The following is a 25817-nucleotide window of genomic DNA, read 5'->3' as shown; positions in this document are numbered from 1 at the left end:
ATTCGCCCTTACTGTTTGCCCAGATAAATATCATGCAAATCGCCGCGCGCCAGCAGTTCAGCCGCGCTGCCGCTCAAGACCACGCGCCCAGTATCCAGCACATAGCCGTGGGAGGCATAGTTGAGCGCGACAGTGATGTTCTGTTCGGCGATCAGGAAGCTTACCTGCTGTTCGCGGTTAAGCTGGGCGATGATCGCGAAAATCTCTTGCACGATCATCGGCGCCAAGCCCATGGAGGGTTCGTCGAGTAACACCAAGGTCGGCCGGGTCATCAAGGCGCGGCCAATGGCGACCATCTGCTGCTCGCCGCCCGAGGTCAGCCCGGCGCGGGTGTGGCGCTTGGTCTTGAGGCGTGGGAACCAGGCGTAGATGCGTTCCAGGTCATGCTCCAGGTCTTGGCGGCTCAGGCGCCGCACAAATCCGCCGCTGCGCAGGTTGTCTTCCACGCTCAGTTGGCCGAACACATGGCGGCCTTCCAGCACATGGACCATGCCCTGGCGCACCCGTTGGCTGGGGTCGATACCGGCCAGATCGCGGCCGGCATACTCGATCACGCCACGGCTGACCTCGGCGCGTTCGGCGCGTACCAACCCCGAAATGGCCTTGAGCGTGGTGCTTTTGCCGGCGCCGTTGGCCCCCAGCAACGCCACGATGGCGCCCTTGGGTACGTGCAGCGAGACCCCGGCCACCGCCAGTATGGCGCCGTCGTAGATCACTTCGATGTCATTGACGTTTAACAGTGACGGGCTGGCAGGTTCAGCGGCGGGCTGGCGCATGGCTTATTCATCCCCGGTGCAGGTACGCGGCGTCAGGCCTTTTTCCTTGGCGAACGCAGCGGACTTTTCATCGATCAGCGGGCGCAGCAGCGCACGGTCAGCGGCGATCCAGTCGCTGATCAGCGTCCAGTTGGCGCCGTCCCACTGTTGCACACGCGCCGAGCCGCCGCCTTCATGGTCGCGGCACGACAGCTTGAGGTTCTGCATCAGGCCCAGATAGCCCATGGCTTTAAGACGCGTGTCATCGATATTCAGATGCTCCAGGCCCCAACGGCCTTCTTCTCCATTAAGCGGGCGCTTGCCGAACTTGGCCTGGGCAGTGCGAATCGCCTCCACCGCCACAGCGGCGTTCACCAGGCCCGAGTTGTAGTAGACGCTGCCGAAGTTTTTCAGGTCCTTGAGGTCGCTGTGGCCTTTGTCGAGGATGGACTGTTTGAGGCGTTTATGGATCTCGAAATCAGCGCCTGCCGGGTAAGGCGTGAGCGCCAGGTAGCCTTTGGCGGCGGCACCTGCGGGCAGCACGTCTTCGCTGGAACTGGCCCAGATATCGCCGATGATGTGGTCAACCGGGAAGCCAAAGCGCGCAGCGGTTTTTACCGCCACCGGCGTGGACACACCCCAGGTGCGCAGGAACACCCAATCCGGGTTGGCCTGGCGCACCTGACGCCATTGCGCCGACTGTTCGTTGCCGGGGTCGGCCACGGGGATCTGGATGTTTTCAAAGCCGTACTTCTCGGCCAGCAACTTCAGCGGGCCGAGGGTTTCGCGACCGTAGGCCGAGTCGTGATAGACCGTAGCGATCTTCTTGCCCTTGAGTTTGTCGAAGCCGCCTTCGCGCTGAGCAATGTAATTCACCAGCGTGGACGCTTCGCTGTAGAAGGTCAGCATCACCGGGAAGTTGTACGGGAACACGGTGCCGTCGGTGGCTTCGGTGCGGCCATAACCGAGGGTAATCAACGGGATCTTGTCGACTTCCGCGCGCTCGCTCAGCGCATAGGCTGCCGGCGCACCGTTAGGCTGGTACACCGCGACTGGCGCGCCATCCAGGCCATTCTTGAAGCGCTCGTAGCACTCGATGCCCTTCTCCGCCGTCCACTCGGTCTCGCATTCCTGCCACACCAGTTTGACGCCGTTGATTCCGCCTTCGACCTCGTTGATGTAACGCAGGTAGTCGATCATCCCGGCCCACACCTGCACGCCACTGGAGGCATAGGCGCCGACACGGTAGGTGGCCAGCGGGATAAATTGCTGGTCGGGCGAGGCGATTGCCTGGGGCACAGCACCGGCCAGGGCTGCCAGCGCGAAGGCGGCGCCGAGCAGGGAACGTTTCAAGGTTGCACGCATGTTGGGTTCTCTTGAGGGAATGTTAGAAGCGCAGCGGCCATTGCCGCAGACGGTCACGCAGGTTCTGTAAAAGGCGAATCAAGCCTTCGGGTTCCTTGATCAGGAACACGATGATCAACACGCCGAAGATGATTTTTTGCAGGTTCTGCAACTGCCCCGCATCCACCGAGCCACCGAACAGTGCCTGCCCGGCATGGCTGAGGAAAATCGGCAATAAGCTGATGAATGCCGCGCCGACAAAGTTGCCGGCAATGCTGCCCATGCCGCCGATAATGATGATGAACAGGATCTGGAACGAGCGGTTGATATCGAAACTGCTGGCGCTGGCCGTGCCCAGATAGGCGAAGGCCCACAACGCACCGGCAATCCCCAGGTAGAACGAACTGACCGCAAACGCCAGGCGCTTGTAGCGCACCACAGGGATGCCGACCACGGCGGCGGCGGTGTCCATGTCGCGGATCGCCATCCAGTTACGCCCCACCTGGCTGCGCACCAGGTTGATGGCGGTCCAGGTCAAGAGCAGCACCGTGACCAACGTCAGCCAGTAACGGCCCAGCGGCGTATTGAGGTCATGACCGAACAGCGAAAGCTTCGGCGCGGAAATGGTCCCGGAGGAACCGTAGTTGTAGAACCAGGGAAATTTGACGAACAGCCACTCCAAAAAGAACTGCGCCGCCAGCGTGGTGACCATCAAGTAGAAGCCTTTGATCCGCGAGCTGGGCAAACCAAATAACAGCCCCACCAGCGCGCTGATAACCCCACCGCCGAGCAACGCCACCGGCAGGCCCAGCTCGGGCAGACGCAGCAGAAAACCGTAGGTGGCAAACGCGCCAACGGCCATGAAACCCGCCGCGCCCACCGAGGTTTGCCCGGTATAGCCGGTGAGCAGGTTCAGGCCTAAACCAGCCAGCGACAGCACCAGAAACGGGACCAGGATCGCATTGAGCCAATAGTCATTGCCCCACAGCGGCACCCCGATAAAGGCGACTGCCAATAAGCCGATCAGGCCCCAGGGCAAGCGCCGCTGGACCAGCAGCCACGGCGCGGTTTCTTGAACAACGGGTATCGACATGGTTTCAGACTCGCTCGATGGCGCGCTCGCCGAACAGGCCGGCGGGACGGATATACAGGAAGGCCAAGGCCAATACATAAGCGAACCACGGCGTGATGCCGCCACCGATCAGCGGGCCGATGTACACCTCGGCGAGGTTCTCCGCCGCGCCGACAATCAGGCCGCCGACAATCGCGCCGCCAATCGAGGTAAAGCCGCCGATGATCAACACCGGCAAGGCCTTGAGCACCACCAGCGAGAGTGAAAACTGCACCCCCTGGCGCGCGCCCCACAGCAACCCCGCCACCAGCCCGACAATGCCGGCCACGGCCCAGACGATCTGCCAGATACGGTTGAGGTTGATACCGATGGACAGCGCCGCCGTGGTGTCATCCGCGACGGCGCGCAACGACACGCCGATGCGGGTCTTGTTGAACAGCAGCGCCAGCACGCTCACCAGCACTACGGCCGCCGCCGCAGCGATCAGGTCGAACTGGCTGAGCATCAGCGGCCCGACAAACAGCGGCACGTCGTCGATGCCCAAGTCCAGCGCACGCACTTGCGAGCCCATCAGCCCTTGGGCCAGGCCTTCGATAATGAATGACAGGCCCAAGGTGGCCATGAACAGGGTGATCTGCGAGCGGTTCACCAGAGGGCGCAGTACCAGCCGTTCGATGAGCAAGGCGCCGATAATCATGACGATCACCGTCAGCAGCAACGCCAAGGCAAACGGCACGCCCTGGTCATGCAGGCTGACAAAGGTCAGCGCGGCAAACAGCAGCATCGAGCCCTGGGCGAAATTGAACACGCCGCTGGCCTTGTAGATCAGCACGAAACCGATAGCGACCAGCGAATATAGGGTGCCGGCGAGCAGGCCGCCGAGCAGGGTTTCGAAGAAGAAGGTCATGAGTGCGCGACTCCCAGGTACGCCGCGATCACCTCGGGGTCGGCCTGCACCTGCGCCGGTGTGCCGTCGCCGACTTTGCGTCCGTAGTCGAGCACCACCACATGGTGGGACAGGCCCATCACCACGCCGATATCGTGTTCGATCAATACCACGGTGGTGCCGAGGTCGCGGTTGACGTCGGCGACGAAGCGCGCCATTTCCTGTTTTTCCTCGGCGTTCATCCCGGCCATGGGTTCGTCCAGCAGCAACAGGCTGGGACCGGCGATCAGTGCTCGGCCCAGCTCCACGCGCTTTTGCAAGCCGTAGGAGAGGTTGCCCACCAGCACATCGCGGTGCGCTTGCAGTTCGAGAAACTCGAGGATGCCTTGGCCACGCAGGCGAAAGGCTTCGGCCTCACGGCGGGCGCGGGGCAAGCCGAGGGCCTGTTCGATAAAGCTGGTACGCATATGCCGCGACAGGCCCGTGAGGAGGTTGTCGAGCACGCTCATTTTTTTGAACAGTGCGTTGTTCTGAAAAGTCCGCCCAATACCTCGACGCGCCGCGCCCAATGGGTCGATGCGATGGAAGTGTTGTTGCTCAAACACAATCTCACCGGCATCGAAGCGGTACACGCCGTTAAGCACGTTGAGCAGTGAACTTTTACCGGCGCCGTTGGGGCCGATCAGCGCGCAGATTTCACCGCGCTGCACTTCAAAGGACAAGGCATTGATGGCCTTGACGCCTTTGAATGACAGCGAGATATCGCGCACCTGGAGAATGGTCTGGCTCATGCGATGTCCCGTTTGAATTCAGCCAGCCAGACTGGATCGCTGCTGGTTTTTTGCGTGCTGGATGGCTGCCAGATGTAGGTCAGCCGTTGAAAGCCCAGCAGCCTGCGAACACGATTTTTCAACAGGCGTCGCAGGCCACTTTGCGGGTGAGCGATGGCCCAGTCACACAAGCGGCGACGCCAGGTGCCATGGGGTGCCAGGCGGCTTTCGATCTCGTCGGCCAGGTGTTGTAACCGCTGAGGTGACAGCAACAGGCCGCTCGGTGCGACTTCACCGCGATCGCGCCGGGCCGAGGCCAGGCTCTCCGGGAAAGCCAGGCCGTGGCCGCTGTTCAACCATTGTTCCAGCACCACCGCAAGGCCGCCTTGCCAGTGGGTGCCCTCCTCGCTCCACAACGCCGTTTCACCGCTCGGTTGCCACCAGCGCTGCAGATGCTGCGCCGGGTCCAACGGGCCGAGCAATTGGGTGAAATCCAACAAATTCGCCGACTGCCAATGCCGCACTTGCTGACGGCCCTGGGCATACGAATGGCTGGGATGGATGCGCCATAGCTGCTGGTACAGGGTCTCTGGCTCCAGGTCATCGGCCAGGGTCAACACCTGCCCGCCAACGGACTGTGCGGCCAGCGCCAACAACAGCAGGTTGGGCTCGAAAGCACCGCTTAAGGCCAAGCGTGACTGCGCGCTGAAACCCTGCTGGCGCAAGCCGTCGGCCAGGCGCTCGACGTCGCGCAATACGTCGATCCAGCGCCAGGCATACCACTGCCCCTGGCGCTTGTGGCGCAGGGCGATGTGCAGCGGGGTGAGCTGCGCCCAGTGCTGCAATTGTTCCAGGGCTTTGGGCAGATTGCCGAGCAGTTCGGCGGGCCATTCCAGCGCCAGCGGACGTTTGAGTTCGTGCACGCTCATAGGGGTAATGCTCCTATTCAAGTAGTGTGCGTGCGGTGGTCCGCTGGCCAGGTCAGGTGGTTCAACAGCGATCAACTGTGGGAGCTGGCTTGCCTGCGATGGCGGCGTGTCAGTTAGCTCACTTCCAGCTGACCCACCGCTATCGCAGGCAAGCCAGCTCCCACATGGACCGAGGTGCTTCAGTTCAATTGCGCTGGCTTTGAGGTCGCGGTGGTCCGCTGGCCAGGTTAAGTGGATCAACACCAATCAACTGTGGGGGCTGGCTTGCCTGTCAGTTAGCTCACTTCCAGCTGACCTACCGCTTTCGCAGGCAAGCCAGCTCCTACATGGACCGAGGTGCTTCAGTTCAATTGCGCTGGCTTTGAGGTCGCGGTAGCCCACTGGCCTAGTCAGGTGGTTCAACACCAATCAACTGTGGGAGCTGGCTTGCCTGCGATGGCGGCATGTCAGTTAGCTCACTTCCAGCTGACCCACCGCTTTCGCAGGCAAGCCAGCTCCCACATGGACCGAGGTGCTTCAGTTAGATTGCAGTGGCTTTGAGGTCGCGGTAACCCGCACCCGGGTGGTTTGGCGCCAGCCGCGCACCGTCGCCAAACAGCTTCTCGCGCAAGGTGCCCTGAGCGTACTCGGTCTTGTACACGCCGCGCTTTTGCAACTCCGGCACGAGCAGGTCCACGGCGTCGATGAAGGTTTCATGGGTCAGCGCGTAGGCCAGGTTGAAGCCGTCCACGTCGGTCTCTTCGACCCATTCCTGCAACAGGTCCGCCACGGTTTCAGGGCCGCCCACGAACAATGGGCCAAAGCCGCCGATACCAACCCAATCGGCCAGTTCATTGGGCGTCCAGACCTTGTTCGGGTCCGCCGTGGAGAAGGCTTCCACCGCTGATTGAATCGCGTTGGTGTGTACATGCTTGAGCGGCTCATCGGGCTTGAACTGGCTGAAGTCGATGCCGGTCCAGCCGGAGATCAGCGCCATCGCGCCTTCGTAGCTGACGTAGGATTTGTATTCGTCAAACTTGGCTTTAGCCTTGGCATCGGTCTCGCCAACGATCACCGTTTGCAGGTTGAAGATCAGGATTTTCTTCGGATCACGCCCGGCCTCGGCGGCGCGGCGGCGGATGTCGGCGACGGTTTTTTTCAGCAGCACCTTGGACGGTGCGGCCACGAACACGCACTCGGCCTGTTCGGCGGCGAACTGCTTGCCACGGCTGGAGGCCCCGGCCTGGTACAGCACCGGCGTGCGCTGCGGCGACGGCTCGCACAGGTGAATGCCAGGCACCTGGAAGTGCTTGCCGACATGGCGAATTTCGTGGATTTTGCTCGGGTCACTGAAAATGCGGCGCTCACTATCACGCAGCACGGCGCCCTCCTCCCAACTGCCTTCCCAGAGTTTGTAGCAAACCTCCAGGTATTCCTCGGCGTAGTCGTAGCGCGCATCGTGTTCGGTCTGGGCTTTCTGACCGAGGTTCTTGGCGCCGCTCTCCAGATAAGATGTAACGATGTTCCAGCCGACGCGGCCCTTGGTCAGGTGATCGAGGGTTGAGAGCCTGCGGGCGAACGGATACGGATGTTCAAACGACAACGAAGCGGTCAGACCGAACCCCAGGTGCTCGGTCACCAACGCCATCGGCGCAATCAGCGACAGCGGGTCGTTGACTGGCACTTGTGCCGCCTGACGAATTGCCGCGTCGCCGTTGCCGTTGTACACGTCGTAGATGCCCAGCACGTCAGCGATAAACAGGCCGTCAAACTTGCCACGCTCAAGAATTTTGGCGAGGTCCGTCCAGTACTCCAGGTCTTTGTACTGCCACGAGCGGTCACGCGGGTGCGCCCACAAGCCGGGAGATTGATGGCCGACGCAGTTCATGTCGAAGGCATTCAAGCGGATTTCACGGGACATCAAAGCACTCCGTTGAGGTGGTAGTTGCCGACGATCTGGTATTTGCGCCGCAGTGGGTCGTCGAGGGTCGACGCCAGCGCGGTACGTTGGCCGGTGAGTTCAAATTCGGCATTGCTGGCGGCAATCAGGGCTTCGGCGGCGGCGATTTGCGCTTCGGTCAACGCCACCGGGCTTGGGTGGGTTTCGGCGCGTTCAAACAAGGCGGCAGCCACGTCGACGCGGATCTGCAAGTCGCCAAAGCGGCTGATCACGTACGGGTCATCGCTGGCGTGTACAAACCGTCGGGTACTTTCCAGCAGTTGGCGCGCTTGATTCAGGGCAGTCATGAATAATTTTCCTCAGTTCCAGGCGTGGCGCGCAGGCTTTACGCCGTTGAGCACGAAGTTGCCGATCAGGTGGTATTTCCAGCGGGCCGGGTCGTGCAGGGTGTGGGTGCGCGCGTTGCGCCAGAAGCGGTCGAGGTTGTGCTTGCCGGTGACCGAGCGGGTACCGGCCAGTTCGAAGAGTTTGCTGCTTGCGAGCAAGGCGGTTTCGGCCGACAGCACTTTGGCCTGGGCGACCACCAGCGAGGCGTTGGCGACTGTGTCTTCGTTGGGCTCGGCCAGGGCTAGGTCCACGGCCTTGCCGGCCTTGGCGAGGATCGCTTCGGTGCCGTGTACACGCCATTGCAGGTCACCAATGGCCGCGATGGTGAACGGGTCTTGCCAGCCGTGATCCTGTTGGCTGTCGATCCAGGACCGCGCCTGGCGGGCGTGGATTTTCGCCTGCTCGAGGGCGCCCAGAGCGATGCCGGTATCGACGGCGGCCTGGATAATCTGCGAGATCGGACCGTTGGCGGTGGGCTGGTCGAAGGCGTGGTGCGCAGGAATGACCGCGCTAAGGGGCACGCTCACGCCGTCGAGGGTCACGCCGCCACTGGCGGTGGTGCGCTGTCCGAAGCCATCCCAGCTATCAATCACGCTGAGGCCCGGCGCATCGCGTTCGACAAAGGCAATAAACGCCTGGCCGTTCTCGTTGTTGCCGACCGTGGGCACAAGGTGGGCGAATAACGCGCCGGTGCAGTAGAACTTCTCGCCGTTGATATAGGCGGTGTCGCCATCAAAGCGAATCTGAGTGTCGAAGGTGCCGGCGTTTTTGCTCTTGGCTTCAGAAAAGGCATTACCGAAACGATAGCCGGCCAGGACCTTGCTGAAATAGTGACGCTTTTGTTCCTCGCTGGCGGTTTGCAGCAGGATGTCCACCACGCCCAAATGGTTTTGCGGGATTTGCCCCAGCGACGGGTCGGCGGCGGAGATCAACTTGATCACCTCGGCCACCGTTACATAAGACACCTCGGCGCCGCCGTAGGCCTTGGGAATGGTGATGCCCCACAAGCCGCTGGCAGAAAACTCATCAAGCTCGGCCACTGGCAGGCGTCGCTCGCGGTCGCGCACGCTGGCGTCGACGGCAAAGCGCGCGGCCAGCCGCGTGGCGACCTCAATGGCTTCGGCATCCGAGCGGATGATATGGGCAGGTTGTTGAGGGTGGGCTGACATGGGCCGACTCCAGGCTCCGATGGGATAACGGAGCAATTGCAGGAGTCGTGCCTGAATTTAATCAGCAATAAAATCAGGCGGTTGCTGGTTTCAAGAGGCTGTTGAGCGGGTTTCAAACCAGCAAAGTGTGCATCCACTGTTGCCAGGCCAACAGTTAGATCACCACGTTACGCACAAACCGCACGGCCACGTCGCCGTCATTGCGATAGCCGTGCACGTTGCGGCTGGCGAACATGTAGAACTCACCGGCCGCCACGTGTTTTTCTTCCTCGCCCACCAGCAAGGTCAGGCAGCCTTCGAACACGAACAACTGCACGCTCCAGCCGTCCGGGTCGGGATCGGGGCTGTAGCGATCACCCGGTTCCAGGTGCATCTCCCACAACTCGACTTCACGCCGCGCCGTGGCCTTGGACAGCAACACGGCTTTACTGCCGGGGATATCACCGGCCCAGGCCAGCTCGTTGATGCGGCTGTGATCACCGGCATCCGGGGCCTGGATAAGGTCGCTGAAGGCCACGTCCAAGGCTTCGGCGACGCGGTCCAGCGTCGACAGGCTGACATTCTTCTCGCCCGCCTCGATGGCCACCAGCATGCGCCGGCTGACCCCGGACTTTTCCGAGAGTGCGGTCTGGCTCAGATCCGCAGCATGACGCAGCCGGCGGACGTTCTGGCTGACGTGTTGGAGGACCGAGGCCCGTTGTGGATTTTCTTTGTGCACTATATTGCTCAATGGGTGGGTGTGCGCAGTATACTGCCCAGCGTGCGGCGCATTGTGCGGTCCGTGCCTTTCCCTTGCAAGACCGAGCCGCCATGACTGCCCCGAACGCCTCCCCACGTTTTAATCGTTTCAGTAAAGCCGAATGCATCCTGGTGGTGATCACCATGATCTGGGGCGGCACGTTTTTGCTGGTGCAACACGCCCTGACCGTCAGCGGGCCGATGTTTTTCGTCGGCCTGCGGTTTGCGGCGGCAGCGATTGTGGTGGGGTTCTTTTCGTTGCGCACGTTGCGCGGCCTGACCTTGTTTGAACTAAAGGCCGGCGCATTCATCGGCACCTCGATCATGTTCGGCTACGGCATGCAGACAATCGGTTTGCAGACAATCCCAAGCAGCCAATCGGCGTTCATCACAGCGCTGTATGTACCTTGCGTACCGCTGTTGCAGTGGCTGGTGCTGGGGCGTCGCCCAGGCCTGATGCCGAGCATTGGCATCATGCTGGCGTTTACCGGGTTGATGCTGCTCACAGGCCCGACGGGGGCCTCTCTCAATTTCAGCCCCGGTGAGATTGCCACGCTGATCTGCGCAATCGCGGTGGCGGCCGAAATTATCCTCATTGGTGCCTATGCCGGGCAGGTGGATGTGCGGCGAGTCACGGTGGTGCAACTGGCCACGGCGTCGTTATTGTCATTCCTGATGGTGGTGCCGATGGGTGAAGCATTGCCGGGGTTCTCGTGGTTGCTGGTCTTCAGCGCGGTGGGCCTGGGCTTGACCAGCGCGGTGATCCAGGTGGCGATGAACTGGGCGCAACAAAGTGTTTCGCCAACCCGTGCCACGTTGATCTATGCCGGTGAGCCGGTGTGGGCCGGTGTAATCGGGCGGATTGCCGGGGAGCGTTTTCCGCCGATTGCGATGGTCGGCGCGGCGTTGATTGTGGCGGCGGTGATTGTGAGTGAGATGAAGACACGCAATCAGCGAGAAGCTGAAAAATCAATCGAACTGGAACAAGAAGCCCCCTGACCCGATCGTTCCCACGCTCTGCGTGGGCATGCATCCTGTGACGCTCCGCGTCATCCTTGCGCAAGGCTCACGGCTGCATAGGCAGTTTGGACGCGGAGCGTCCGGGGTGGCATTCCCACGCAGAGCGTGGGAACGATCCGGTTCGAAACAATGCCAAACGGGAGGTTTCGGCCTACCTTGTAGGATCCTGCCACATCTTGCCGTTTGGTGATCGAGAAAGCGGCACGTATGATGCATCCCAAACTCCCGCAGATTAGAAGCCTATGTCCCTGATAGTTCTACTGCTTCTGCCTTTTATCGGCAGCTGTCTGGCGGCCTTGCTGCCGCATAATGCACGTAACACCGAATCCCTGTTGGCCGGCCTTGTGGCCCTGGTCGGCACCATTCAAGTCGCCCTGCTCTACCCTCAGATCGCCCACGGTGGCGTGATCCGCGAAGAATTCATGTGGTTGCCCAGCCTTGGGCTCAACTTCGTGCTGCGCATGGACGGGTTTGCCTGGCTGTTCTCGATGCTGGTGCTGGGCATCGGCACGCTGGTGGCGCTGTATGCGCGCTATTACATGTCGCCGGATGACCCGGTGCCGCGCTTCTTTGCGTTTTTCCTGGCCTTTATGGGCGCCATGCTCGGGCTGGTGATCTCCGGCAACCTGATCCAGATCGTGTTCTTCTGGGAACTGACCAGCCTGTTCTCGTTCCTGCTGATCGGCTATTGGCACCACCGCGCCGATGCCCGGCGCGGCGCCTATATGGCGCTGATGGTCACCGGCGCCGGCGGCTTGTGCCTGCTGGCGGGTGTAATGCTGCTGGGGCATATCGTCGGCAGCTATGACCTGGACCTGGTGCTGGCGGCGGGCGATCAGATTCGCGCGCATTCGCTGTACCCGGTGATGCTGGCCCTGGTGCTGATCGGCGCCTTGAGCAAGAGCGCGCAATTCCCCTTCCACTTCTGGCTGCCCCACGCCATGGCGGCACCCACGCCGGTTTCGGCCTACCTGCACTCGGCGACGATGGTGAAGGCCGGCGTGTTCCTGCTGGCCCGCCTGTGGCCGTCGCTGTCCGGCAGCGAAGAATGGTTCTGGATCGTCGGCGGTGCCGGCGCACTCACCCTTCTCCTCGGCGCTTACTGCGCCATGTTTCAGAATGATCTCAAGGGCCTGCTGGCCTACTCCACCATCAGCCACCTCGGGCTGATCACCCTGCTGCTGGGCCTCAACAGCCCGCTGGCCGCCGTCGCTGCAGTGTTCCATATCCTCAACCACGCCACTTTCAAGGCCTCGCTGTTCATGGCCGCCGGCATCATCGACCACGAAAGCGGCACACGGGATATCCGCAAGCTCAGTGGCCTGGTGCGCCTGATCCCGTTTACCGCGACCCTGGCGATGGTGGCCAGTGCGTCCATGGCCGGTGTGCCGTTGCTCAATGGCTTCCTGTCCAAAGAGATGTTCTTCGCCGAAACGGTATTTATCTCGGCGACAAAGTGGGTAGAAATCGCCCTGCCGGTGATCGCGACCATCGCCGGTACCTTCAGCGTGGCTTATGCTCTGCGCTTTACCGTCGACGTGTTCTTCGGCCCGCCCGCCACCGACCTGCCCCACACGCCCCACGAGCCACCGCGCTGGATGCGTGCGCCGGTCGAGTTGCTGGTGTTTACCTGCCTGCTGGTGGGCATCTTCCCGGCCCAAGTGGTCGGTTCGATCCTCGCCGCCGCCGCCCTGCCGGTGGTCGGCGGGGTACTGCCCGAATACAGCCTGGCCATCTGGCACGGCTGGAACGCGCCAATGATCATGAGCCTGGTGGCCATGTCCGGCGGCATCGTTCTATACCTGCTGCTGCGCAAACAGCTCAAGCGTGGCCGTTTCAAATACCCGCCGATCATCAGTTACTTCAACGGCAAGCGTATGTTCGAGCGCAGCCTGGTGGTGATGATGCGCGGTGTGCGCCGTATCGAAAAACGCATCAGCACCAAGCGCCTGCAAACCCAATTGTTCCTGCTGGTGCTGGCGGCGGTGATTGCCGGGTTGATCCCGATGCTCAACAGCGGCCTCAGCTGGGGCGACCGGCCGAAGATCCCCGGTTCCATCGTGTTCGTGACCCTGTGGGTGCTGGCTATCGCCTGTGCGCTGGGCGCCGCCTGGCAAGCCAAGTACCACCGGCTGGCAGCCCTGACCATGGTCAGTGTGTGCGGCATGGTCACCTGCGTGACCTTCGTATGGTTCTCGGCGCCGGACCTGGCCCTGACGCAACTGGTGGTCGAAGTGGTCACCACCGTGCTGATTTTGCTGGGCCTGCGTTGGTTGCCACGGCGGATCGAAGAGGTCTCGCCACTGCCGAGTTCGCTACGCAAGGCGCGCATCCGCCGCCTGCGCGACTTCCTGCTCTCCACCGTGGTCGGTGGCGGCATGGCGCTGCTCTCCTACGCAATGCTGACCCGCCAGACACCCAACGACATCTCCTCGTTTTACCTGAGCCGCGCCCTGCCCGAAGGCGGCGGCAGCAATGTGGTGAACGTGATGCTGGTGGACTTCCGGGGCTTTGATACCTTGGGCGAAATCACCGTGCTCGGCGCTGTGGCGCTGACCGTCTACGCCCTGCTGCGCCGCTTCCGCCCGTCCAAAGAAAGCATGGAGTTGCCGCCGCAACAGCGCCAATTGGCGCCGGACGTGGCCACCGACCTGGTCAACCCGCGCCAGGCCAGCGACACCGCCCTGGGCTTTATGATGGTACCGGCGGTGCTGGTACGCTTGCTGTTGCCGATTGCGCTGGTGGTGTCGTTCTACCTGTTCATGCGCGGCCATAACCAGCCGGGCGGCGGTTTCGTCGCGGGGTTGGTGATGTCGGTGGCGTTTATCCTGCAATACATGGTCGCCGGCACCCAATGGGTCGAAGCGCAGATGAGCCTGCGGCCGATGCGCTGGATGGGCTTCGGCCTGCTCTCGGCCACCTTGACCGGGCTCGGCGCGCTGTTCGTCGGTTACCCGTTCCTCACCACCCACACTTGGCACTTCAGCCTGCCGCTGCTGGGCGATATCCACATTGCCAGCGCGTTGTTCTTCGACGTTGGCGTGTACGCCATGGTCGTCGGCTCCACGCTGCTGATGCTCACCGCCCTCGGTCACCAGTCAGTGCGAGCGCATAAACCGAGCAACCAGCCCAAGGCCGTTGCCGCAACCGAAGGAGCCGCCTGATGGAAGAAGTCATCGCAATTGCCATTGGAGTGCTGGCGGCCTCCGGCGTCTGGCTGATCCTGCGCCCACGGACGTTCCAGGTCGTCATGGGCCTGTGTTTGCTGTCGTATGGGGTCAACCTGTTCATCTTCAGCATGGGCAGCCTGTTTATCGGCAAAGAGCCGATCATCAAGGACGGCGTGCCGCAAGACCTGCTCAACTATACCGATCCGCTGCCCCAGGCCCTGGTACTCACGGCCATCGTGATCAGCTTCGCCATGACCGCGTTGTTTCTGGTGGTGCTGCTGGCCTCCCGTGGGCTGACCGGCACTGACCATGTGGACGGTCGGGAGCCAAAGGAATGACGTGGATGAATCAAATGATCGTCGCGCCGATCCTGCTGCCGTTGCTGACCGCCGCGCTGATGCTGATGCTCGGCGAAAAACGCCGCCCGTTGAAGGCCAAGATCAACCTGTTCTCCAGCGTCATCGGCCTGGGTGTCGCCATCTTGCTGCTGTACTGGACGCAACAAGGCGGCCCCGGCTCGATTGGCGTGTACCTGCCGGGCAACTGGCAGGTGCCCTTCGGCATAGTGCTGGTGGTGGACCAACTGTCGGCGATGATGCTGGTGCTCACCGGCATTATCGGTGTGAGCGCGCTGCTGTTCGCCATGGCCCGTTGGGACCGCGCCGGCACCAGTTTCCACGCGCTGTTCCAGATCCAGCTGATGGGTTTGTACGGGGCATTCCTGACGGCGGACCTGTTCAACCTGTTCGTGTTCTTCGAGGTGCTGCTGGCGGCGTCCTACGGCTTGATGCTGCACGGCTCCGGCCGCGCGCGGGTGTCGTCGGGACTGCATTACATTGCGATCAACCTGTTGGCGTCGTCGCTGTTCCTGATTGGCGCGGCGATGATCTACGGGGTCACCGGCACGCTGAACTTTGCTGACCTGGCGCTGAAAATCCCGCTGGTACCGGAAGCCGATCGTGGCCTGTTGCACGCTGGCGCGGCGATCCTCGCCACTGCATTCCTGGCCAAGGCCGGCATGTGGCCACTGAATTTCTGGCTGGCACCCGCCTACTCCTCGGCCAGCGCGCCGGTGGCGGCGATGTTTGCGATCATGACCAAGGTCGGCGTGTACACCGTGCTGCGTTTGTGGACCTTGCTGTTCTCAGGCCAGGCCGGTGCATCGGCGCTGTTTGGCGGCGACTGGCTGGTGTACGGCGGCATGGCGACCATCGTCTGCGCGGCGCTGGCCATGATCGCAGCGCAGCGCCTGGAGCGGATGGCCAGCCTGAGCATTCTGGTGTCGGCGGGGATCCTGCTGTCGTCGGTGGGCTTTGCCCAGCCAAGCCTGACCGCCGGGGCACTGTTCTATCTGGTCAGCTCGACCCTGGCGCTGAGCGCGCTGTTCCTGCTGGCCGAGTTGATCGAGCGTTCGCGCTCGGCCAATGATCTGCCGCTGGATGAAGAAATCGACGCGCTGCCCAAGGCTATGGAGTCGTTGCACCCACGCCCCGGCGTCAACCTGGACGACGAGCAGAAAGCCGTGGTGGGCCAGGTGATCCCCTGGACCATGGCCTTCCTGGGCTTGAGCTTTATCGCCTGCGCACTGCTGATTATCGGCATGCCACCGTTGTCCGGGTTTATCGGCAAGCTCAGCCTGTTGAGCGCGCTGGTCAACCCAATGGGCCTGGGTAACGCGGTGGATGAGCCGATCCGCCCGGCGGCCTGGGGCTTGGTGGCGCTGTTGATCTTGTCGGGCCTGGCTTCGCTGATCGCCTTCGCCCGCCTGGGCATCCAGCGCTTCTGGACGCCGGAGGAGCGCCCCTCGCCGCTGCTGCGCCGCTACGAGTGTGTGCCGATCTTCTTTCTGCTCGGCCTGAGCATTCTCCTGACCTTCAAGGCCGAACCGTTGATGCGCTACACCCAGGCCACCGCCGACAGCCTGAATAACCCTGAGCATTACGTGATGGCGGTGATGGCCACGCGCCCGGTACTGAGCCCTGAATCCAAATCCGCCGCCCTGGAGGTGCAGCCATGAAGCGCCTGTTCCCTGCCCCGTGGTTGTCGCTGGCATTGTGGGTACTGTGGCTGGTGCTGAACCTGTCGGTCAGCCCCGGTAACCTGTTGCTGGGTGCGGTACTGGGCTTTCTCGCGCCGCTGCTGATGGCGCCGCTGCGCCCGCTGCCGGTGCGCATTCGTCGCCCCGGCGTCATCATTCGTCTGTTCTTCGTGGTGGGCCGCGACGTGATCGTCTCCAATCTGCACGTGGCCTGGGGCGTACTGACTTGCGGATCGCGCCCGCCGCGTTCACGTTTTATCAAAATCCCGCTCGACCTGCGTGACCCCAACGGCCTGGCCGTCCTGTCGATGATTACCAGCGTGACGCCTGGCACCGTATGGTCGGAACTGGCCCTGGACCGTAGCATCCTGTTGCTGCACGTATTCGATCTGGACGATGAAGCGCCGTTTATCGAGCACTTCAAGGCCGTCTATGAGCGGCCCCTGATGGAGATCTTCGAATGAGCGCCCTGCTCTCCAATGCAATCCTGGTAAGCCTGTTCCTGTTCTCGCTGGCGATGGTGCTGACCCTGGTGCGCCTGTTCAAAGGCCCGTCCGCGCAAGACCGGGTTCTGGCGCTGGACTACCTGTACATCCTGGCGATGCTGATGATGCTGGTGCTCGGCATTCGTTATGCCAGTGACACCTACTTTGAAGCGGCGCTGCTGATTGCGCTGTTTGGCTTTGTCGGGTCGTTCGCCCTGGCGAAATTCCTGCTGCGTGGCGAGGTGATTGAATGATGCCGCTATGGGTTGAAGTGATCGTAGCCGTGTTGCTGGTGCTCAGCAGTCTGTTTGCGCTGATTGGCGCGATGGGGTTGTTGCGGATGAAGGACTTCTTCCAGCGCATGCACCCACCGGCACTGGCCTCCACACTGGGTGCGTGGTGTGTGGCGCTGGCCTCGATTATCTATTTTTCGGTGCTCAAGTCCGCGCCGGTGCTGCACGGCTGGCTGATTCCGATCTTGTTGGCGATTACGGTGCCTGTTACCACACTGCTGTTGGCGCGCACGGCGCTGTTTCGCAAGCGCATGGCCGGTGATGATGTGCCTGTCGAGGTCAGCAGCCGTCGCTGATTGATCAAGCGAATACGATCAAACTGTTGGAACTGGCTTGCCTGCGATAGCGGTGTATCAGTCAATGTTGCAGTAACTGATAGGCCGCCATCGCAGGCAAGCCAGCTCCCACATTGGCTTTTGCGTCAAGCTCTGTTTCGCAAGCGCATGGCCGGTGATGATGTGCCTGCCGAGGTCAGCAGCCGTCGCTGATTGATCAAGCGAATTCGATCAAACTGTGGGAGCTGGCTTGCCTGCGATAGCGGTGTATCAGTCAATGTTGCAGTAACTGATAGGCCGCCATCGCAGGCAAGCCAGTTCCCACATTGGTTTTTGCGTCAGGCGAACGAGCGGATGTGCGTCGCCAACGCTGCCAGTTCCCCATCATCGGCCCGCACAAAATCGTGGGAGGAAATGTAACCCTCATACGCCGCAAAAAACTTGTCGACTTTGGAGCTGATGGGCTTGAACGCGCTGTCCTGCCCTGTGCCATGCATTGGAAACAGCTTCGCGTGCAGATGGTCCACGCCGTAGCCTTCCAACATCATCCCGGTGCGCGCCACATCGGGAAACGCCCGGTCAATCAGCAGCGCGGTCTTTTTTGTCGCCACAATCAGCGCGGACAACACCGCATCCGTCTGCGCAAAGGCGTAGCTGCCGTAATGCTGCTTGGGGATCACCACGCTGAAACCCGGCGTATTGGGGAAGATCGATAGAAACGCCATATGCTGGTCGTCCTCCCACAGAATGTGGGCCGGGGACGTCTTGCGGACAATGCTGCAAAAAATACAATCCATTCAAATCACCGTCAGTTTCAGTGTGCGAGCCAAGCCTGCAAAGGTAAGGCAAAAATCTCCCAGCGCAGTTAAAGATTAAATAATCCATAAATAACTTGGCGCATTGGAATTGGCCTGATACGGTTTATTGGATTTTTTAATCCACTAAGCGCAGGCACCCGCATGACCACTCATCTCGCACGTTTTACTGACAAAGTCGCCCTGGTAACCGGCGGTTCCCGTGGTATTGGCGAAGCCATCGTGCGGCGCCTGGCGGCTGAAGGCGCGGCAGTGGCCTTCACCTACGCCGCGTCTTCTGACAAGGCGCAAGCACTGGTCGGCCAGATCCAGAGCCAAGGCGGTACAGCCCTGGCGATTCAGGCGGACAGCGCCGATGTGGCAGCGATTGCTCGGGCCGTGACCACCACCGTGGCGCATTTCGGCGCGCTGAATATCCTGGTCAACAATGCCGGGATCTTGCAGCTCGGCAGCGTCGATGAGTTCAGCCTGGAAGACTTCGACCGCATGTTCGCCGTGAATGTACGCGCAACGTTCGCCGCCGCGAAAGCCGTGTCAGCAGTGATGCGCAGTGGTGACCGGATCATCACTGTCGGCAGTGTGGTAGCGCAGCGCTCAGCCTTTCCGGGCTCCAGCGTCTATAGCATGACGAAGGCGGCGATCGCCGGTATGATCCGCGGCCTGGCAATTGATTTTGCCCCGCGCGGCATTACCGTCAATAACGTCCAGCCCGGCCCTACCAGCACGGACATGAACCCGGCAGACGCGCCGCATGCCGACCTGATCAAAAGCCTGGTGCCCTTGGGCCGTACAGGCACGGCTGACGAAATCGCCGGCATGGTCGCCTACCTCGCGTCTGAAGAAGCTGCCTTTGTGACCGGCGCCAGCCTGAGCATCGACGGTGGCTACCTGGCCTGACCCTTCACTTTCCAGAGGTACCCCATGGCAAGACCCCGAGCCTTCGACCGCGACCAGGTGCTGCAACACGCCATCCGCGTATTTTGCGACAAGGGTTTTGCCGCCGCCTCCACCGAAGAACTGATGCAGGCCATGGGGCTGAGCCGCCAGAGCATGTACAACACCTTTGGCGACAAACGCCAGTTGTACCTGCAGGCCATGGCCGAGTATCAGCGCACGGGCGTCGACGACCTCATCGAGCGTCTGGGCCAAGGCCCGACACCGCTGCAAAGCCTGCACGACACCCTGAACTCCTTCGCCACCCGCGCCCTGCGCGATGGCACCGCCGGGTGCATGGGCGTCAATGCGATCTGTGAATTCGGCCAGGAGGATGAGCAAATCAATCAGCTCACTGCCCACAGCGCCGAGCGTTTGCGCAGTGCATTTGAGCAAACCTTGGGGCGCGCGCAGGAACAGGGCGAGCTTGCGCCGGGCATCGATCTGCCGGGCGCCTGCGATTTCCTGATGGCCACCCTTAGCGGCATGAAGATCGCCGGCAAGGGCGGCGCTACCGTCGAGCAATTGGCTAACATCGCGGGGTTCGCAATTCGCGCACTGGGCGCCAACGCGTAATTACAGGATTGGCGCGCCGAACCGGTTCAAGCGCGGCATCCAATGATCGAGTATCTCAGCTGACGCCAGCACATGATGCGCGTGCCCGATCAACAAGCGGCGTGGCACAAAGCCGATATAGCGCGAGTCATCGCTGTTATCGCGGTTGTCGCCGAGCATGAAGTAACTGTCGGCCGGCACGATGACCGGGCCGAAATTTCGCAATGCCCGAACCGTGGGCATGAATTGAATAGTGCGTTTACTGTTGTTCGCACGCTCAGTCAGCTTGATACCCGGCACTGTCTGGCCCGGCACGATCGGTTCGCTGATGTCCTGGCCATCACTGTAGGTGGCGGGCGTGCCGTTAACCCACAGCACTTCATCTTTCATTTCCAGGGTATCGCCGGGAATGCCGACGATGCGTTTGATCAAGCGCATGCCGTCCTTGGGTGACGAGAAGGTCACCACATCACCACGCTTTGGGTCTTCAAGCTTGGCCAGGGATATATCCGTAAGGGGCAACTTGAGGTCATACGCCACGCGGTTGACCAGCACCACATCGCCCTCAAGCAACGTCGGGCGCATCGACCCGGATGGGATGGGGTTCCAGTCCGCCAGTGAGGTACGGAACACACCGAAGCACAGCCAGAAAAGGATGACGTAACGGTAGCGGCTCAACCAACTTCGCATACAGCCTCGCACTATAGAGGGGGCACCGGCGGCCACCAGAGAGCCCAGGGTAACATTTAGCAATACTCGCTTATTACACCCGTGGATTAAATTAACATTAGCGTTACAGCCCGCAATCGAAGGCCTATAAAAAAGGGAGAGTCGCCCCCCATGGAAATCAAATGCTCGGTCTTTATCGCAGCCAGCGTCGACGGATTTATTGCCCGAGCAGACGGCGATATCGAATGGCTGCACAGGCCCGAATACGAAGCCGCCGAACTGAACGGCATGACCTATGAAAGCTTCATTGCCAGCGTTGATACGTTGGTGATGGGTCGCAAAACCCTGGAAAAAGTCGTGTCCTTTCCCGAGTGGCCGTATGAGGATATGCCTGTCATCGCGCTGTCTCATACAGCGTTTGAGCTGCCTGCGCACTTGCGCGGCAAGGTTGAGGTGATGGCCGTAGACCCGACCACGTTGGTGGCACAGCTGGCCGAGCGCGGCATGCAGCATCTTTATATCGATGGCGGCCAAACGATCCAGGCGTTTCTTGAGGCGGGCTTGATCAATGAGCTGATCATCACGCGTATTCCGGTAGTGCTCGGACAAGGGATTTCGTTGTTCAGTCAGATCGGCAGCGAGCATCAACTGCAACATATCGACACGTGTGTATCGGACAACGGCTTTGTTCAAAGTCGGTATCAGGTCACCCGCAAGCCTTGAACCTCATGCGGCCACGCCCAGTTATAGAGCGCGCTCACCCAGTGTCGGGGCGCGCTAAATAGATCACGCCCTATGAACAAGCCCAATCACACGTCAAAACAAAGCCGCTGCGTTAGCGGGAATGTTAGTCGGCGGGCGCCCGCCTTGCCTGCCCCACACCTCCTCTCGCCCATTGATCACTGCAAGCGCATGGCCTATCCATTGACCATTAATCGGAACGGCATGAGTCACCAGACCCAACTGCCCACGCGCCAAGTCTTCAACACGGGTTACATAAGTGTGAGCGCTAAGGCCAAGGCGAAGCAATCCATTGTAATTGCGACCATAAGGCTCACCAGAGTTGATGCGGTATAACGCACGCTCGAAACCGCCGGCATAACCGTCGTTGCTCTCCACTTGCTCCCGTTTAGCACTCACGGCGTACATAAAATTAGCATGTGCCACCATCGCCGGATTATCACCACTAAATTCAGATCTGTACGTTGCCTGCGCCAGTTCATACCTGGACAGGTGGTATGAGCGGCCATCCCGCATTTGTATGTCCCAGCCATTGCCCGAGACAATGACCTGCCTGAAAATATCTGTGGGCTTCTGGCCAAACTTCATCATTGCGACCTTTATTGCTGCAACCGTGGCGCAATTGCTTTTATTTGGACCCTGCTTGAAACCACTCCAGATACTGCCGGGTCCATTACCCACACCAGGTTTTCTGCCAGGATTGCTCCTGGCGGTGTAGAAGTCATTAACGCTCGCCCTCTGAGTCCGCACGCTATGACTTACGTGCTCTGTATGACGAAGTTCAGACCTGCTGAGTACAAGGCGATGATGACTATTATTAATCGGTGGCCTGGAATTAGGCGATTTACCCGCATCTGGAAACCGTTGCTGCATAGACTGACCAACAGCAGTCTTGGCCTCTACGTAGTGGTCAATTGTCTGGATCAGCGTGTTGAGATTGTTTTTGAAGGCGACGTCACTCGTCCTTTCCCGGATCAGCTTCAACCTGTCAACCAAACTCGAGGCCGTTTGGGCCTTGGACCCTGACGCCGATCTAAGCCACTCGTTCACCTGTTGTCTCACCGCAGCAACATCAGCCGCAGACGCGGTAGGCACTGAATTCGGTAGCACGCGATTTTGAGCATAAAGGCCGCCCCCACCCACTGACCCTGTTACCCCTGCACTCCACATCTAAGACTCTCCCGACTAATGGATTGAAAAGCTCATAAGGCTGCAACCTCTCATTGGTCAGTCGGGCACCGAAAGTTCCATATTTTAAGTAGGCTTGCTGCCCCGCCATCACCCACTTTTTTCCGGCAATTGGAGCAGGCGCTGGCTCGTTCCTAGCCCAACGCAGGGACAAATCCAACAACAGCGGGTATGCAGAGCGGGCACGGTAAAATGTGGGAGCGGGCTTGCTCGCGAAGACGGCGTGTCAGTTGATACACCCTTAACTGATCCACCACATTCGCGAGCAAGCCCCCACATTGATCGTCCCCACGCTCTGCGTGGGAATGCATCCCGTGACGCTTCGCGTCACCTTGCACAGGGCTTGAGGTGTTTGCCAAAAGCAGGACGCAGAGCGTCCAGGGCGGCGTTCCCACGCAGAGCGTGGGGACGAGCCATGCATGCCCAATAAAAAACGCCCCGAACCAGTCGGGGCGTTTTTTATTCAGGGTTTACCGATCAAGCCTGATCAGCCAACCGCCACGTCGTGCCGCCCTTGCCGTCTTCCAACACCACACCCATCGCGGTCAGTTGGTCGCGGATACGGTCGGATTCCGCCCAGTTTTTGCCTGCACGCGCAGCCAAACGCGCTTGAATCAGCGCATCAACCTCAGCCGCGTCCACGCGCCCTTCGGCGCCGGCTTGCAGGAAGTCATCGGCTTCCATCTGCAGTACACCGAGCACGCTGGCCAGTTCTTTCAAGCGCGCAGCAAGCCCTGCGGCTGCATCAAGATCACTCTCACGCAGGCGGTTGATCTCGCGCACCATCTCGAACAGCACCGCGCAGGCTTCCGGCGTGCCGAAGTCGTCGTTCATCACTTCGGTAAAGCGTGCCACGAAGGCTTCGCCGCCGGCAGGCGCCACGGCTGGCAGGCCTTTCAACGCGTGGTAGAAACGCTCCAGGGCGCCTTTGGCGTCCTTGAGGTTGTCTTCCGAGTAGTTGATGGCGCTGCGGTAGTGACTGGACACCAGCAGGTAACGCACCACTTCCGGGTGATACTTTTCCAGCACGTCGCGGATGGTGAAGAAGTTGTTCAAGGACTTGGACATCTTCTCGCCATTGATGCGGATCATGCCGCAGTGCATCCAGGCGTTGGCGTAGGTCTTGCCGGTGGCGGCTTCGCTTTGGGCGATTTCGTTTTCGTGGTGCGGGAACTCAAGGTCGCTGCCGCCGCCATGAATATCGAAGGTCTCGCCCAGGCAGCAGGTGGACATCACCGAGCACTCGATGTGCCAGCCCGGACGCCCGGCGCCCCACGGCGATTCCCAGCTCGGCTCGCCGGGTTTGGTGCCTTTCCACAGCACAAAATCCAGCGGGTCTTGCTTGGCTTCGTCGACTTCGATACGTGCGCCGATGCGCAGGTCTTCGATTTTCTTGCGCGACAGCTTGCCGTAACCCATGAACTTGGCGACGCGGTAGTACACGTCGCCATTGCCTGGAGCGTAGGCATAACCCTTGTCGATCAGGGTCTGGATCATGCTCAGCATGCCCGGAATGTGGTCCGTGGCACGCGGTTCCATGTCCGGTTTGAGGATGTTCAGACGCGCTTCATCCTCGTGCATCGCGGTGATCATGCGCTCGGTCAGCACATCGAACGGTTCGCCGTTCTCGCGCGCCCGGTTGATGATCTTGTCTTCGATGTCGGTGATATTGCGCACATAGGTCAGGTCATAGCCGCTGAAACGCAACCAGCGGGTCACCAGGTCGAAGGCAACCATGCTGCGGCCGTGGCCGATGTGGCAGTAGTCGTACACGGTCATGCCGCACACGTACATGCGCACCTTGTTGCCATCCAGCGGTTTGAAGACTTCTTTGGTCTTGCTGAGTGTGTTGTAGATCGTTAGCACGACATTTCCCTTAAGACAGAATCACTGGCCCCACGAATCACGCAAGGTCACGGTACGGTTGAAGACCGGATGACCAGGTTTGGAGTCCTTGATATCCGCGCAGAAGTAACCTTCGCGCTCGAACTGGAAACGGTCTTCCGGCTGTGCGTCGCCAAGCGATGGCTCGGCACGACAACCCGTGAGAACTTGCAGGGAGTCAGGGTTGATGTTGTCCAGGAAGCTGGCGCTGTCTTCAGCCTTCTCAGGGTTCGGCGAACGGAACAGACGATCGTACAGGCGCACTTCGCACTCGATGCTGGCAGCGGCCGGCACCCAGTGAACGACGCCCTTGACCTTGCGGCCTTCAGGGTTCTTGCCCAAGGTTTCCGGGTCGTAGGAGCAACGCAGTTCGACAATGTTGCCATCGGCGTCCTTGATCGCTTCATCGGCACGGATCACGTAGCTGCCGCGCAGGCGCACTTCGCCGTTCGGCTCCAGGCGCTTGTAGCCTTTTGGCGGCTCTTCCATGAAGTCATCACGGTCGATGTAGATTTCACGCGCGAACGGCAGCTTGCGCACGCCCAGCTCTTCTTTCTGCGGATGACGCGGCAGTTCGAGGTTTTCGACCTTGTCTTCCGGGTAGTTGGTGATCACGACTTTCAACGGACGCAATACGCACATGGCGCGCGGCGCGTTCGCGTCCAGATCCTGACGGATGCTGAACTCGAGCATGCCGTAATCGACCACGCCGTCGGAGCGGTTGGTGCCGACCATGTCGCAGAAGCTGCGGATCGACGCCGGGGTGTAGCCACGACGGCGGAAGCCCGACAGCGTGGACATGCGCGGGTCATCCCAGCCATGTACGTGCTTTTCGTCCACCAACTGCTTGAGCTTGCGCTTGCTGGTGATGGTGTAGTTCAGGTTCAGGCGGCTGAACTCGTACTGACGCGGGTGCGCCGGTACCGGCAGGCCGTCGAGGAACCATTCGTACAGCGGGCGATGGCTTTCGAACTCCAGGGTGCAGATGGAGTGGGTGATGCCTTCGATGGCGTCCGACTGGCCGTGGGTAAAGTCGTAGTTCGGGTAGATGCACCACTTGTCACCGGTCTGGTGGTGATGGGCGTGACGGATGCGATACATGATCGGGTCGCGCAGGTTCATGTTCGGCGAGGCCATGTCGATCTTGGCGCGCAGCACGCGGGCGCCGTCGGGGAACTCACCGGCGCGCATGCGGTTGAACCAGTCGAGGTTCTCTTCTACCGAACGGTCACGGAACGGGCTGTTCTTGCCCGGCTCGGTCAGCGTGCCACGGTATTCCTTGGCCTGCTCCGGGGTCAGGTCGTCGACGTAGGCCTTGCCGGCCTTGATCAGCTCAACGGCCCAGTCGAACAACTGGTCGAAATACTTGGACGCATAGCGCACTTCACCGGACCATTCGAAGCCCAGCCACTTGATGTCGCTTTCGATGGCGTCGATGTATTCCTGGTCTTCCTTGGCCGGGTTGGTGTCGTCGAAACGCAGGTGCGTGACGCCACCGAACTCCTGGGCCAGGCCGAAGTTCACACAGATCGACTTGGCGTGACCGATGTGCAGGTAGCCGTTGGGCTCTGGCGGGAAGCGGGTGACGATCTGCGTGTGCTTGCCCGAATCCAGGTCCGCCTGGATGATCGGGCGCAGGAAATTGACCGGGACGGCAGGTCCGGCCTTGGAATTCGAGGTAGGGTCGACAGTGGGCTTGCTCATAGGATCCTTGAACAGACAGGTTCGTGGCCGGTTGGGGCCAGATAAAACAAAGGGCTTATCATAGCCGAAGCTGTCAAGCCGCTGACAGAGCGCGGCCAAAAACTGCTGCATTTAATGC

Annotated in this window: 25 protein-coding genes and 1 pseudogene; 11 read left to right on the top strand and 15 right to left on the bottom strand. The window is 60.8% G+C overall.

Annotation, left to right across the window (positions count from 1 at the left end; translation table 11 throughout):
• Nucleotides 1–8 precede the first annotated feature (8 nt).
• The 10 genes from P5706_RS12400 to P5706_RS12355 all read right to left on the bottom strand — a co-directional run bounded on the left by P5706_RS12400 (nt 9) and on the right by P5706_RS12355 (nt 9909).
• Nucleotides 9–776 (bottom strand): ABC transporter ATP-binding protein, encoded by a 768-nt coding sequence (locus tag P5706_RS12400; RefSeq protein WP_285679410.1) that lies wholly within the window; start codon nt 774–776, stop codon nt 9–11.
• A gap of 3 nt (nt 777–779) precedes the next feature.
• Entirely contained in the window at nt 780–2120 is a 1341-nt protein-coding gene (locus P5706_RS12395; protein ID WP_200434820.1) for an ABC transporter substrate-binding protein, read from the bottom strand.
• 22 nt (nt 2121–2142) lie between these two features.
• Nucleotides 2143–3192 carry a branched-chain amino acid ABC transporter permease gene (locus P5706_RS12390; protein ID WP_200434821.1) on the bottom strand — a complete coding sequence of 350 codons (1050 nt, stop codon included), beginning with the start codon at nt 3190–3192 and terminating at the stop codon, nt 2143–2145.
• A 4-nt stretch (nt 3193–3196) separates the two neighbouring features.
• Nucleotides 3197–4078, bottom strand: coding sequence for a branched-chain amino acid ABC transporter permease (locus P5706_RS12385; protein WP_200434822.1), 882 nt, complete (start codon nt 4076–4078; stop codon nt 3197–3199).
• Nucleotides 4075–4848, bottom strand: coding sequence for an ABC transporter ATP-binding protein (locus P5706_RS12380; protein WP_200434823.1), 774 nt, complete (start codon nt 4846–4848; stop codon nt 4075–4077). The genes P5706_RS12385 and P5706_RS12380 overlap by 4 nt, the downstream gene beginning before the upstream one ends.
• On the bottom strand, nt 4845–5756 hold the full coding sequence (locus P5706_RS12375; RefSeq protein ID WP_285679409.1) for an acyl-CoA synthetase family protein: 912 nt from the start codon (nt 5754–5756) through the stop codon (nt 4845–4847). Before P5706_RS12375 ends, P5706_RS12380 begins: the two co-directional genes overlap by 4 nt.
• A 520-nt stretch (nt 5757–6276) precedes the next feature.
• Nucleotides 6277–7656: an LLM class flavin-dependent oxidoreductase gene (locus tag P5706_RS12370; protein ID WP_285679408.1), complete on the bottom strand. Its 1380-nt coding sequence runs from the start codon at nt 7654–7656 to the stop codon at nt 6277–6279.
• Nucleotides 7656–7982, bottom strand: a complete 327-nt coding sequence (locus tag P5706_RS12365; protein WP_138453846.1) for an acyl-CoA dehydrogenase — start codon at nt 7980–7982, stop codon at nt 7656–7658. The genes P5706_RS12370 and P5706_RS12365 overlap by 1 nt, the downstream gene beginning before the upstream one ends.
• A gap of 12 nt (nt 7983–7994) precedes the next feature.
• Nucleotides 7995–9191, bottom strand: a complete 1197-nt coding sequence (locus tag P5706_RS12360) for an SfnB family sulfur acquisition oxidoreductase (protein ID WP_285679407.1) — start codon at nt 9189–9191, stop codon at nt 7995–7997.
• A 154-nt stretch (nt 9192–9345) separates the two neighbouring features.
• The gene (locus tag P5706_RS12355; protein WP_285679406.1) at nt 9346–9909 is read right to left on the bottom strand and encodes a helix-turn-helix domain-containing protein; all 564 of its coding nucleotides are present in this window, start codon (nt 9907–9909) and stop codon (nt 9346–9348) included.
• A 92-nt stretch (nt 9910–10001) separates the two neighbouring features.
• Here P5706_RS12355 and P5706_RS12350 point away from each other — a divergent pair, with 92 nt between their 5' ends.
• From P5706_RS12350 to P5706_RS12315, 8 genes and pseudogenes are all read left to right on the top strand, one after another.
• Nucleotides 10002–10928, top strand: coding sequence for a DMT family transporter (locus P5706_RS12350; RefSeq protein WP_200434228.1), 927 nt, complete (start codon nt 10002–10004; stop codon nt 10926–10928).
• A 263-nt stretch (nt 10929–11191) separates the two neighbouring features.
• Nucleotides 11192–14113, top strand: a complete 2922-nt coding sequence (locus tag P5706_RS12345) for a monovalent cation/H+ antiporter subunit A (RefSeq protein ID WP_200434227.1) — start codon at nt 11192–11194, stop codon at nt 14111–14113.
• Entirely contained in the window at nt 14113–14457 is a 345-nt protein-coding gene (locus tag P5706_RS12340) for a Na+/H+ antiporter subunit C (RefSeq protein ID WP_003192163.1), read from the top strand. Before P5706_RS12345 ends, P5706_RS12340 begins: the two co-directional genes overlap by 1 nt.
• Nucleotides 14454–16136: a monovalent cation/H+ antiporter subunit D gene (locus P5706_RS12335; RefSeq protein ID WP_200434226.1), complete on the top strand. Its 1683-nt coding sequence runs from the start codon at nt 14454–14456 to the stop codon at nt 16134–16136. Before P5706_RS12340 ends, P5706_RS12335 begins: the two co-directional genes overlap by 4 nt.
• Nucleotides 16133–16621, top strand: coding sequence for a Na+/H+ antiporter subunit E (locus P5706_RS12330; protein ID WP_219265512.1), 489 nt, complete (start codon nt 16133–16135; stop codon nt 16619–16621). Before P5706_RS12335 ends, P5706_RS12330 begins: the two co-directional genes overlap by 4 nt.
• The gene (locus P5706_RS12325; RefSeq protein WP_056858502.1) at nt 16618–16896 is read left to right on the top strand and encodes a K+/H+ antiporter subunit F; all 279 of its coding nucleotides are present in this window, start codon (nt 16618–16620) and stop codon (nt 16894–16896) included. The genes P5706_RS12330 and P5706_RS12325 overlap by 4 nt, the downstream gene beginning before the upstream one ends.
• On the top strand, nt 16893–17231 hold the full coding sequence (locus P5706_RS12320) for a Na+/H+ antiporter subunit G (protein ID WP_285679405.1): 339 nt from the start codon (nt 16893–16895) through the stop codon (nt 17229–17231). The genes P5706_RS12325 and P5706_RS12320 overlap by 4 nt, the downstream gene beginning before the upstream one ends.
• 117 nt (nt 17232–17348) lie before the next feature.
• Nucleotides 17349–17423, top strand: a pseudogene (locus tag P5706_RS12315) (Na+/H+ antiporter subunit G); the annotation flags it as partial.
• A 125-nt stretch (nt 17424–17548) separates the two neighbouring features.
• Here P5706_RS12315 and P5706_RS12310 read toward each other — a convergent pair.
• Nucleotides 17549–18007: an HIT family protein gene (locus tag P5706_RS12310; protein ID WP_285679404.1), complete on the bottom strand. Its 459-nt coding sequence runs from the start codon at nt 18005–18007 to the stop codon at nt 17549–17551.
• A 162-nt stretch (nt 18008–18169) separates the two neighbouring features.
• Here P5706_RS12310 and P5706_RS12305 point away from each other — a divergent pair, with 162 nt between their 5' ends.
• A complete protein-coding gene (locus tag P5706_RS12305; protein ID WP_200434223.1) occupies nt 18170–18922 on the top strand; it encodes a 3-oxoacyl-ACP reductase family protein in 753 nt (250 codons plus the stop codon).
• 24 nt (nt 18923–18946) lie between these two features.
• On the top strand, nt 18947–19534 hold the full coding sequence (locus P5706_RS12300) for a TetR/AcrR family transcriptional regulator (RefSeq protein WP_200434222.1): 588 nt from the start codon (nt 18947–18949) through the stop codon (nt 19532–19534).
• On the opposite strand, the gene lepB is transcribed toward P5706_RS12300, so the two are convergent.
• Nucleotides 19535–20203 (bottom strand): signal peptidase I, encoded by a 669-nt coding sequence (gene lepB, locus P5706_RS12295; RefSeq protein WP_285679403.1) that lies wholly within the window; start codon nt 20201–20203, stop codon nt 19535–19537.
• Between the two features lie 150 nt (nt 20204–20353).
• Between lepB and P5706_RS12290 the strand changes: the two genes are divergently transcribed.
• Nucleotides 20354–20905 (top strand): dihydrofolate reductase family protein, encoded by a 552-nt coding sequence (locus tag P5706_RS12290; protein ID WP_285679402.1) that lies wholly within the window; start codon nt 20354–20356, stop codon nt 20903–20905.
• Between the two features lie 93 nt (nt 20906–20998).
• On the opposite strand, the gene P5706_RS12285 is transcribed toward P5706_RS12290, so the two are convergent.
• The 3 genes from P5706_RS12285 to P5706_RS12275 form a co-directional block, all read right to left on the bottom strand.
• The gene (locus P5706_RS12285) at nt 20999–21907 is read right to left on the bottom strand and encodes a hypothetical protein (RefSeq protein ID WP_285679401.1); all 909 of its coding nucleotides are present in this window, start codon (nt 21905–21907) and stop codon (nt 20999–21001) included.
• Nucleotides 21908–22588: 681 nt separating this feature from the next.
• Entirely contained in the window at nt 22589–23977 is a 1389-nt protein-coding gene (cysS, locus tag P5706_RS12280) for a cysteine--tRNA ligase (protein ID WP_285679400.1), read from the bottom strand.
• 21 nt (nt 23978–23998) lie between these two features.
• On the bottom strand, nt 23999–25699 hold the full coding sequence (locus P5706_RS12275; protein WP_285679399.1) for a glutamine--tRNA ligase/YqeY domain fusion protein: 1701 nt from the start codon (nt 25697–25699) through the stop codon (nt 23999–24001).
• Nucleotides 25700–25817: the final 118 nt, after the last annotated feature.

The sequence above is a fragment of the Pseudomonas sp. ChxA genome, from assembly GCF_030263855.1.
In the GTDB taxonomy this organism is placed as follows: domain Bacteria; phylum Pseudomonadota; class Gammaproteobacteria; order Pseudomonadales; family Pseudomonadaceae; genus Aquipseudomonas; species Aquipseudomonas fluorescens_CB.
The sequence above is the reverse complement of the archived record's forward strand: the minus strand, read 5'-3'. Positions and strand labels throughout refer to the sequence as shown.

Bases quoted from the DNA above. Each gene is read 5' to 3' on its own strand.
- P5706_RS12400 (WP_285679410.1), bottom strand. From the start codon at position 776: ATGCGCCAGCCCGCCGCTGAACCTGCCAGCCCGTCACTGTTAAACGTC.
- P5706_RS12395 (WP_200434820.1), bottom strand. From the start codon at position 2,120: ATGCGTGCAACCTTGAAACGTTCCCTGCTCGGCGCCGCCTTCGCGCTG.
- P5706_RS12390 (WP_200434821.1), bottom strand. From the start codon at position 3,192: ATGTCGATACCCGTTGTTCAAGAAACCGCGCCGTGGCTGCTGGTCCAG.
- P5706_RS12385 (WP_200434822.1), bottom strand. From the start codon at position 4,078: ATGACCTTCTTCTTCGAAACCCTGCTCGGCGGCCTGCTCGCCGGCACC.
- P5706_RS12380 (WP_200434823.1), bottom strand. From the start codon at position 4,848: ATGAGCCAGACCATTCTCCAGGTGCGCGATATCTCGCTGTCATTCAAA.
- P5706_RS12375 (WP_285679409.1), bottom strand. From the start codon at position 5,756: ATGAGCGTGCACGAACTCAAACGTCCGCTGGCGCTGGAATGGCCCGCC.
- P5706_RS12370 (WP_285679408.1), bottom strand. From the start codon at position 7,656: ATGTCCCGTGAAATCCGCTTGAATGCCTTCGACATGAACTGCGTCGGC.
- P5706_RS12365 (WP_138453846.1), bottom strand. From the start codon at position 7,982: ATGACTGCCCTGAATCAAGCGCGCCAACTGCTGGAAAGTACCCGACGG.
- P5706_RS12360 (WP_285679407.1), bottom strand. From the start codon at position 9,191: ATGTCAGCCCACCCTCAACAACCTGCCCATATCATCCGCTCGGATGCC.
- P5706_RS12350 (WP_200434228.1), top strand. From the start codon at position 10,002: ATGACTGCCCCGAACGCCTCCCCACGTTTTAATCGTTTCAGTAAAGCC.
- P5706_RS12345 (WP_200434227.1), top strand. From the start codon at position 11,192: ATGTCCCTGATAGTTCTACTGCTTCTGCCTTTTATCGGCAGCTGTCTG.
- P5706_RS12340 (WP_003192163.1), top strand. From the start codon at position 14,113: ATGGAAGAAGTCATCGCAATTGCCATTGGAGTGCTGGCGGCCTCCGGC.
- P5706_RS12335 (WP_200434226.1), top strand. From the start codon at position 14,454: ATGACGTGGATGAATCAAATGATCGTCGCGCCGATCCTGCTGCCGTTG.
- P5706_RS12330 (WP_219265512.1), top strand. From the start codon at position 16,133: ATGAAGCGCCTGTTCCCTGCCCCGTGGTTGTCGCTGGCATTGTGGGTA.
- P5706_RS12325 (WP_056858502.1), top strand. From the start codon at position 16,618: ATGAGCGCCCTGCTCTCCAATGCAATCCTGGTAAGCCTGTTCCTGTTC.
- P5706_RS12320 (WP_285679405.1), top strand. From the start codon at position 16,893: ATGATGCCGCTATGGGTTGAAGTGATCGTAGCCGTGTTGCTGGTGCTC.
- P5706_RS12310 (WP_285679404.1), bottom strand. From the start codon at position 18,007: ATGGATTGTATTTTTTGCAGCATTGTCCGCAAGACGTCCCCGGCCCAC.
- P5706_RS12305 (WP_200434223.1), top strand. From the start codon at position 18,170: ATGACCACTCATCTCGCACGTTTTACTGACAAAGTCGCCCTGGTAACC.
- P5706_RS12300 (WP_200434222.1), top strand. From the start codon at position 18,947: ATGGCAAGACCCCGAGCCTTCGACCGCGACCAGGTGCTGCAACACGCC.
- lepB (WP_285679403.1), bottom strand. From the start codon at position 20,203: ATGCGAAGTTGGTTGAGCCGCTACCGTTACGTCATCCTTTTCTGGCTG.
- P5706_RS12290 (WP_285679402.1), top strand. From the start codon at position 20,354: ATGGAAATCAAATGCTCGGTCTTTATCGCAGCCAGCGTCGACGGATTT.
- P5706_RS12275 (WP_285679399.1), bottom strand. From the start codon at position 25,699: ATGAGCAAGCCCACTGTCGACCCTACCTCGAATTCCAAGGCCGGACCT.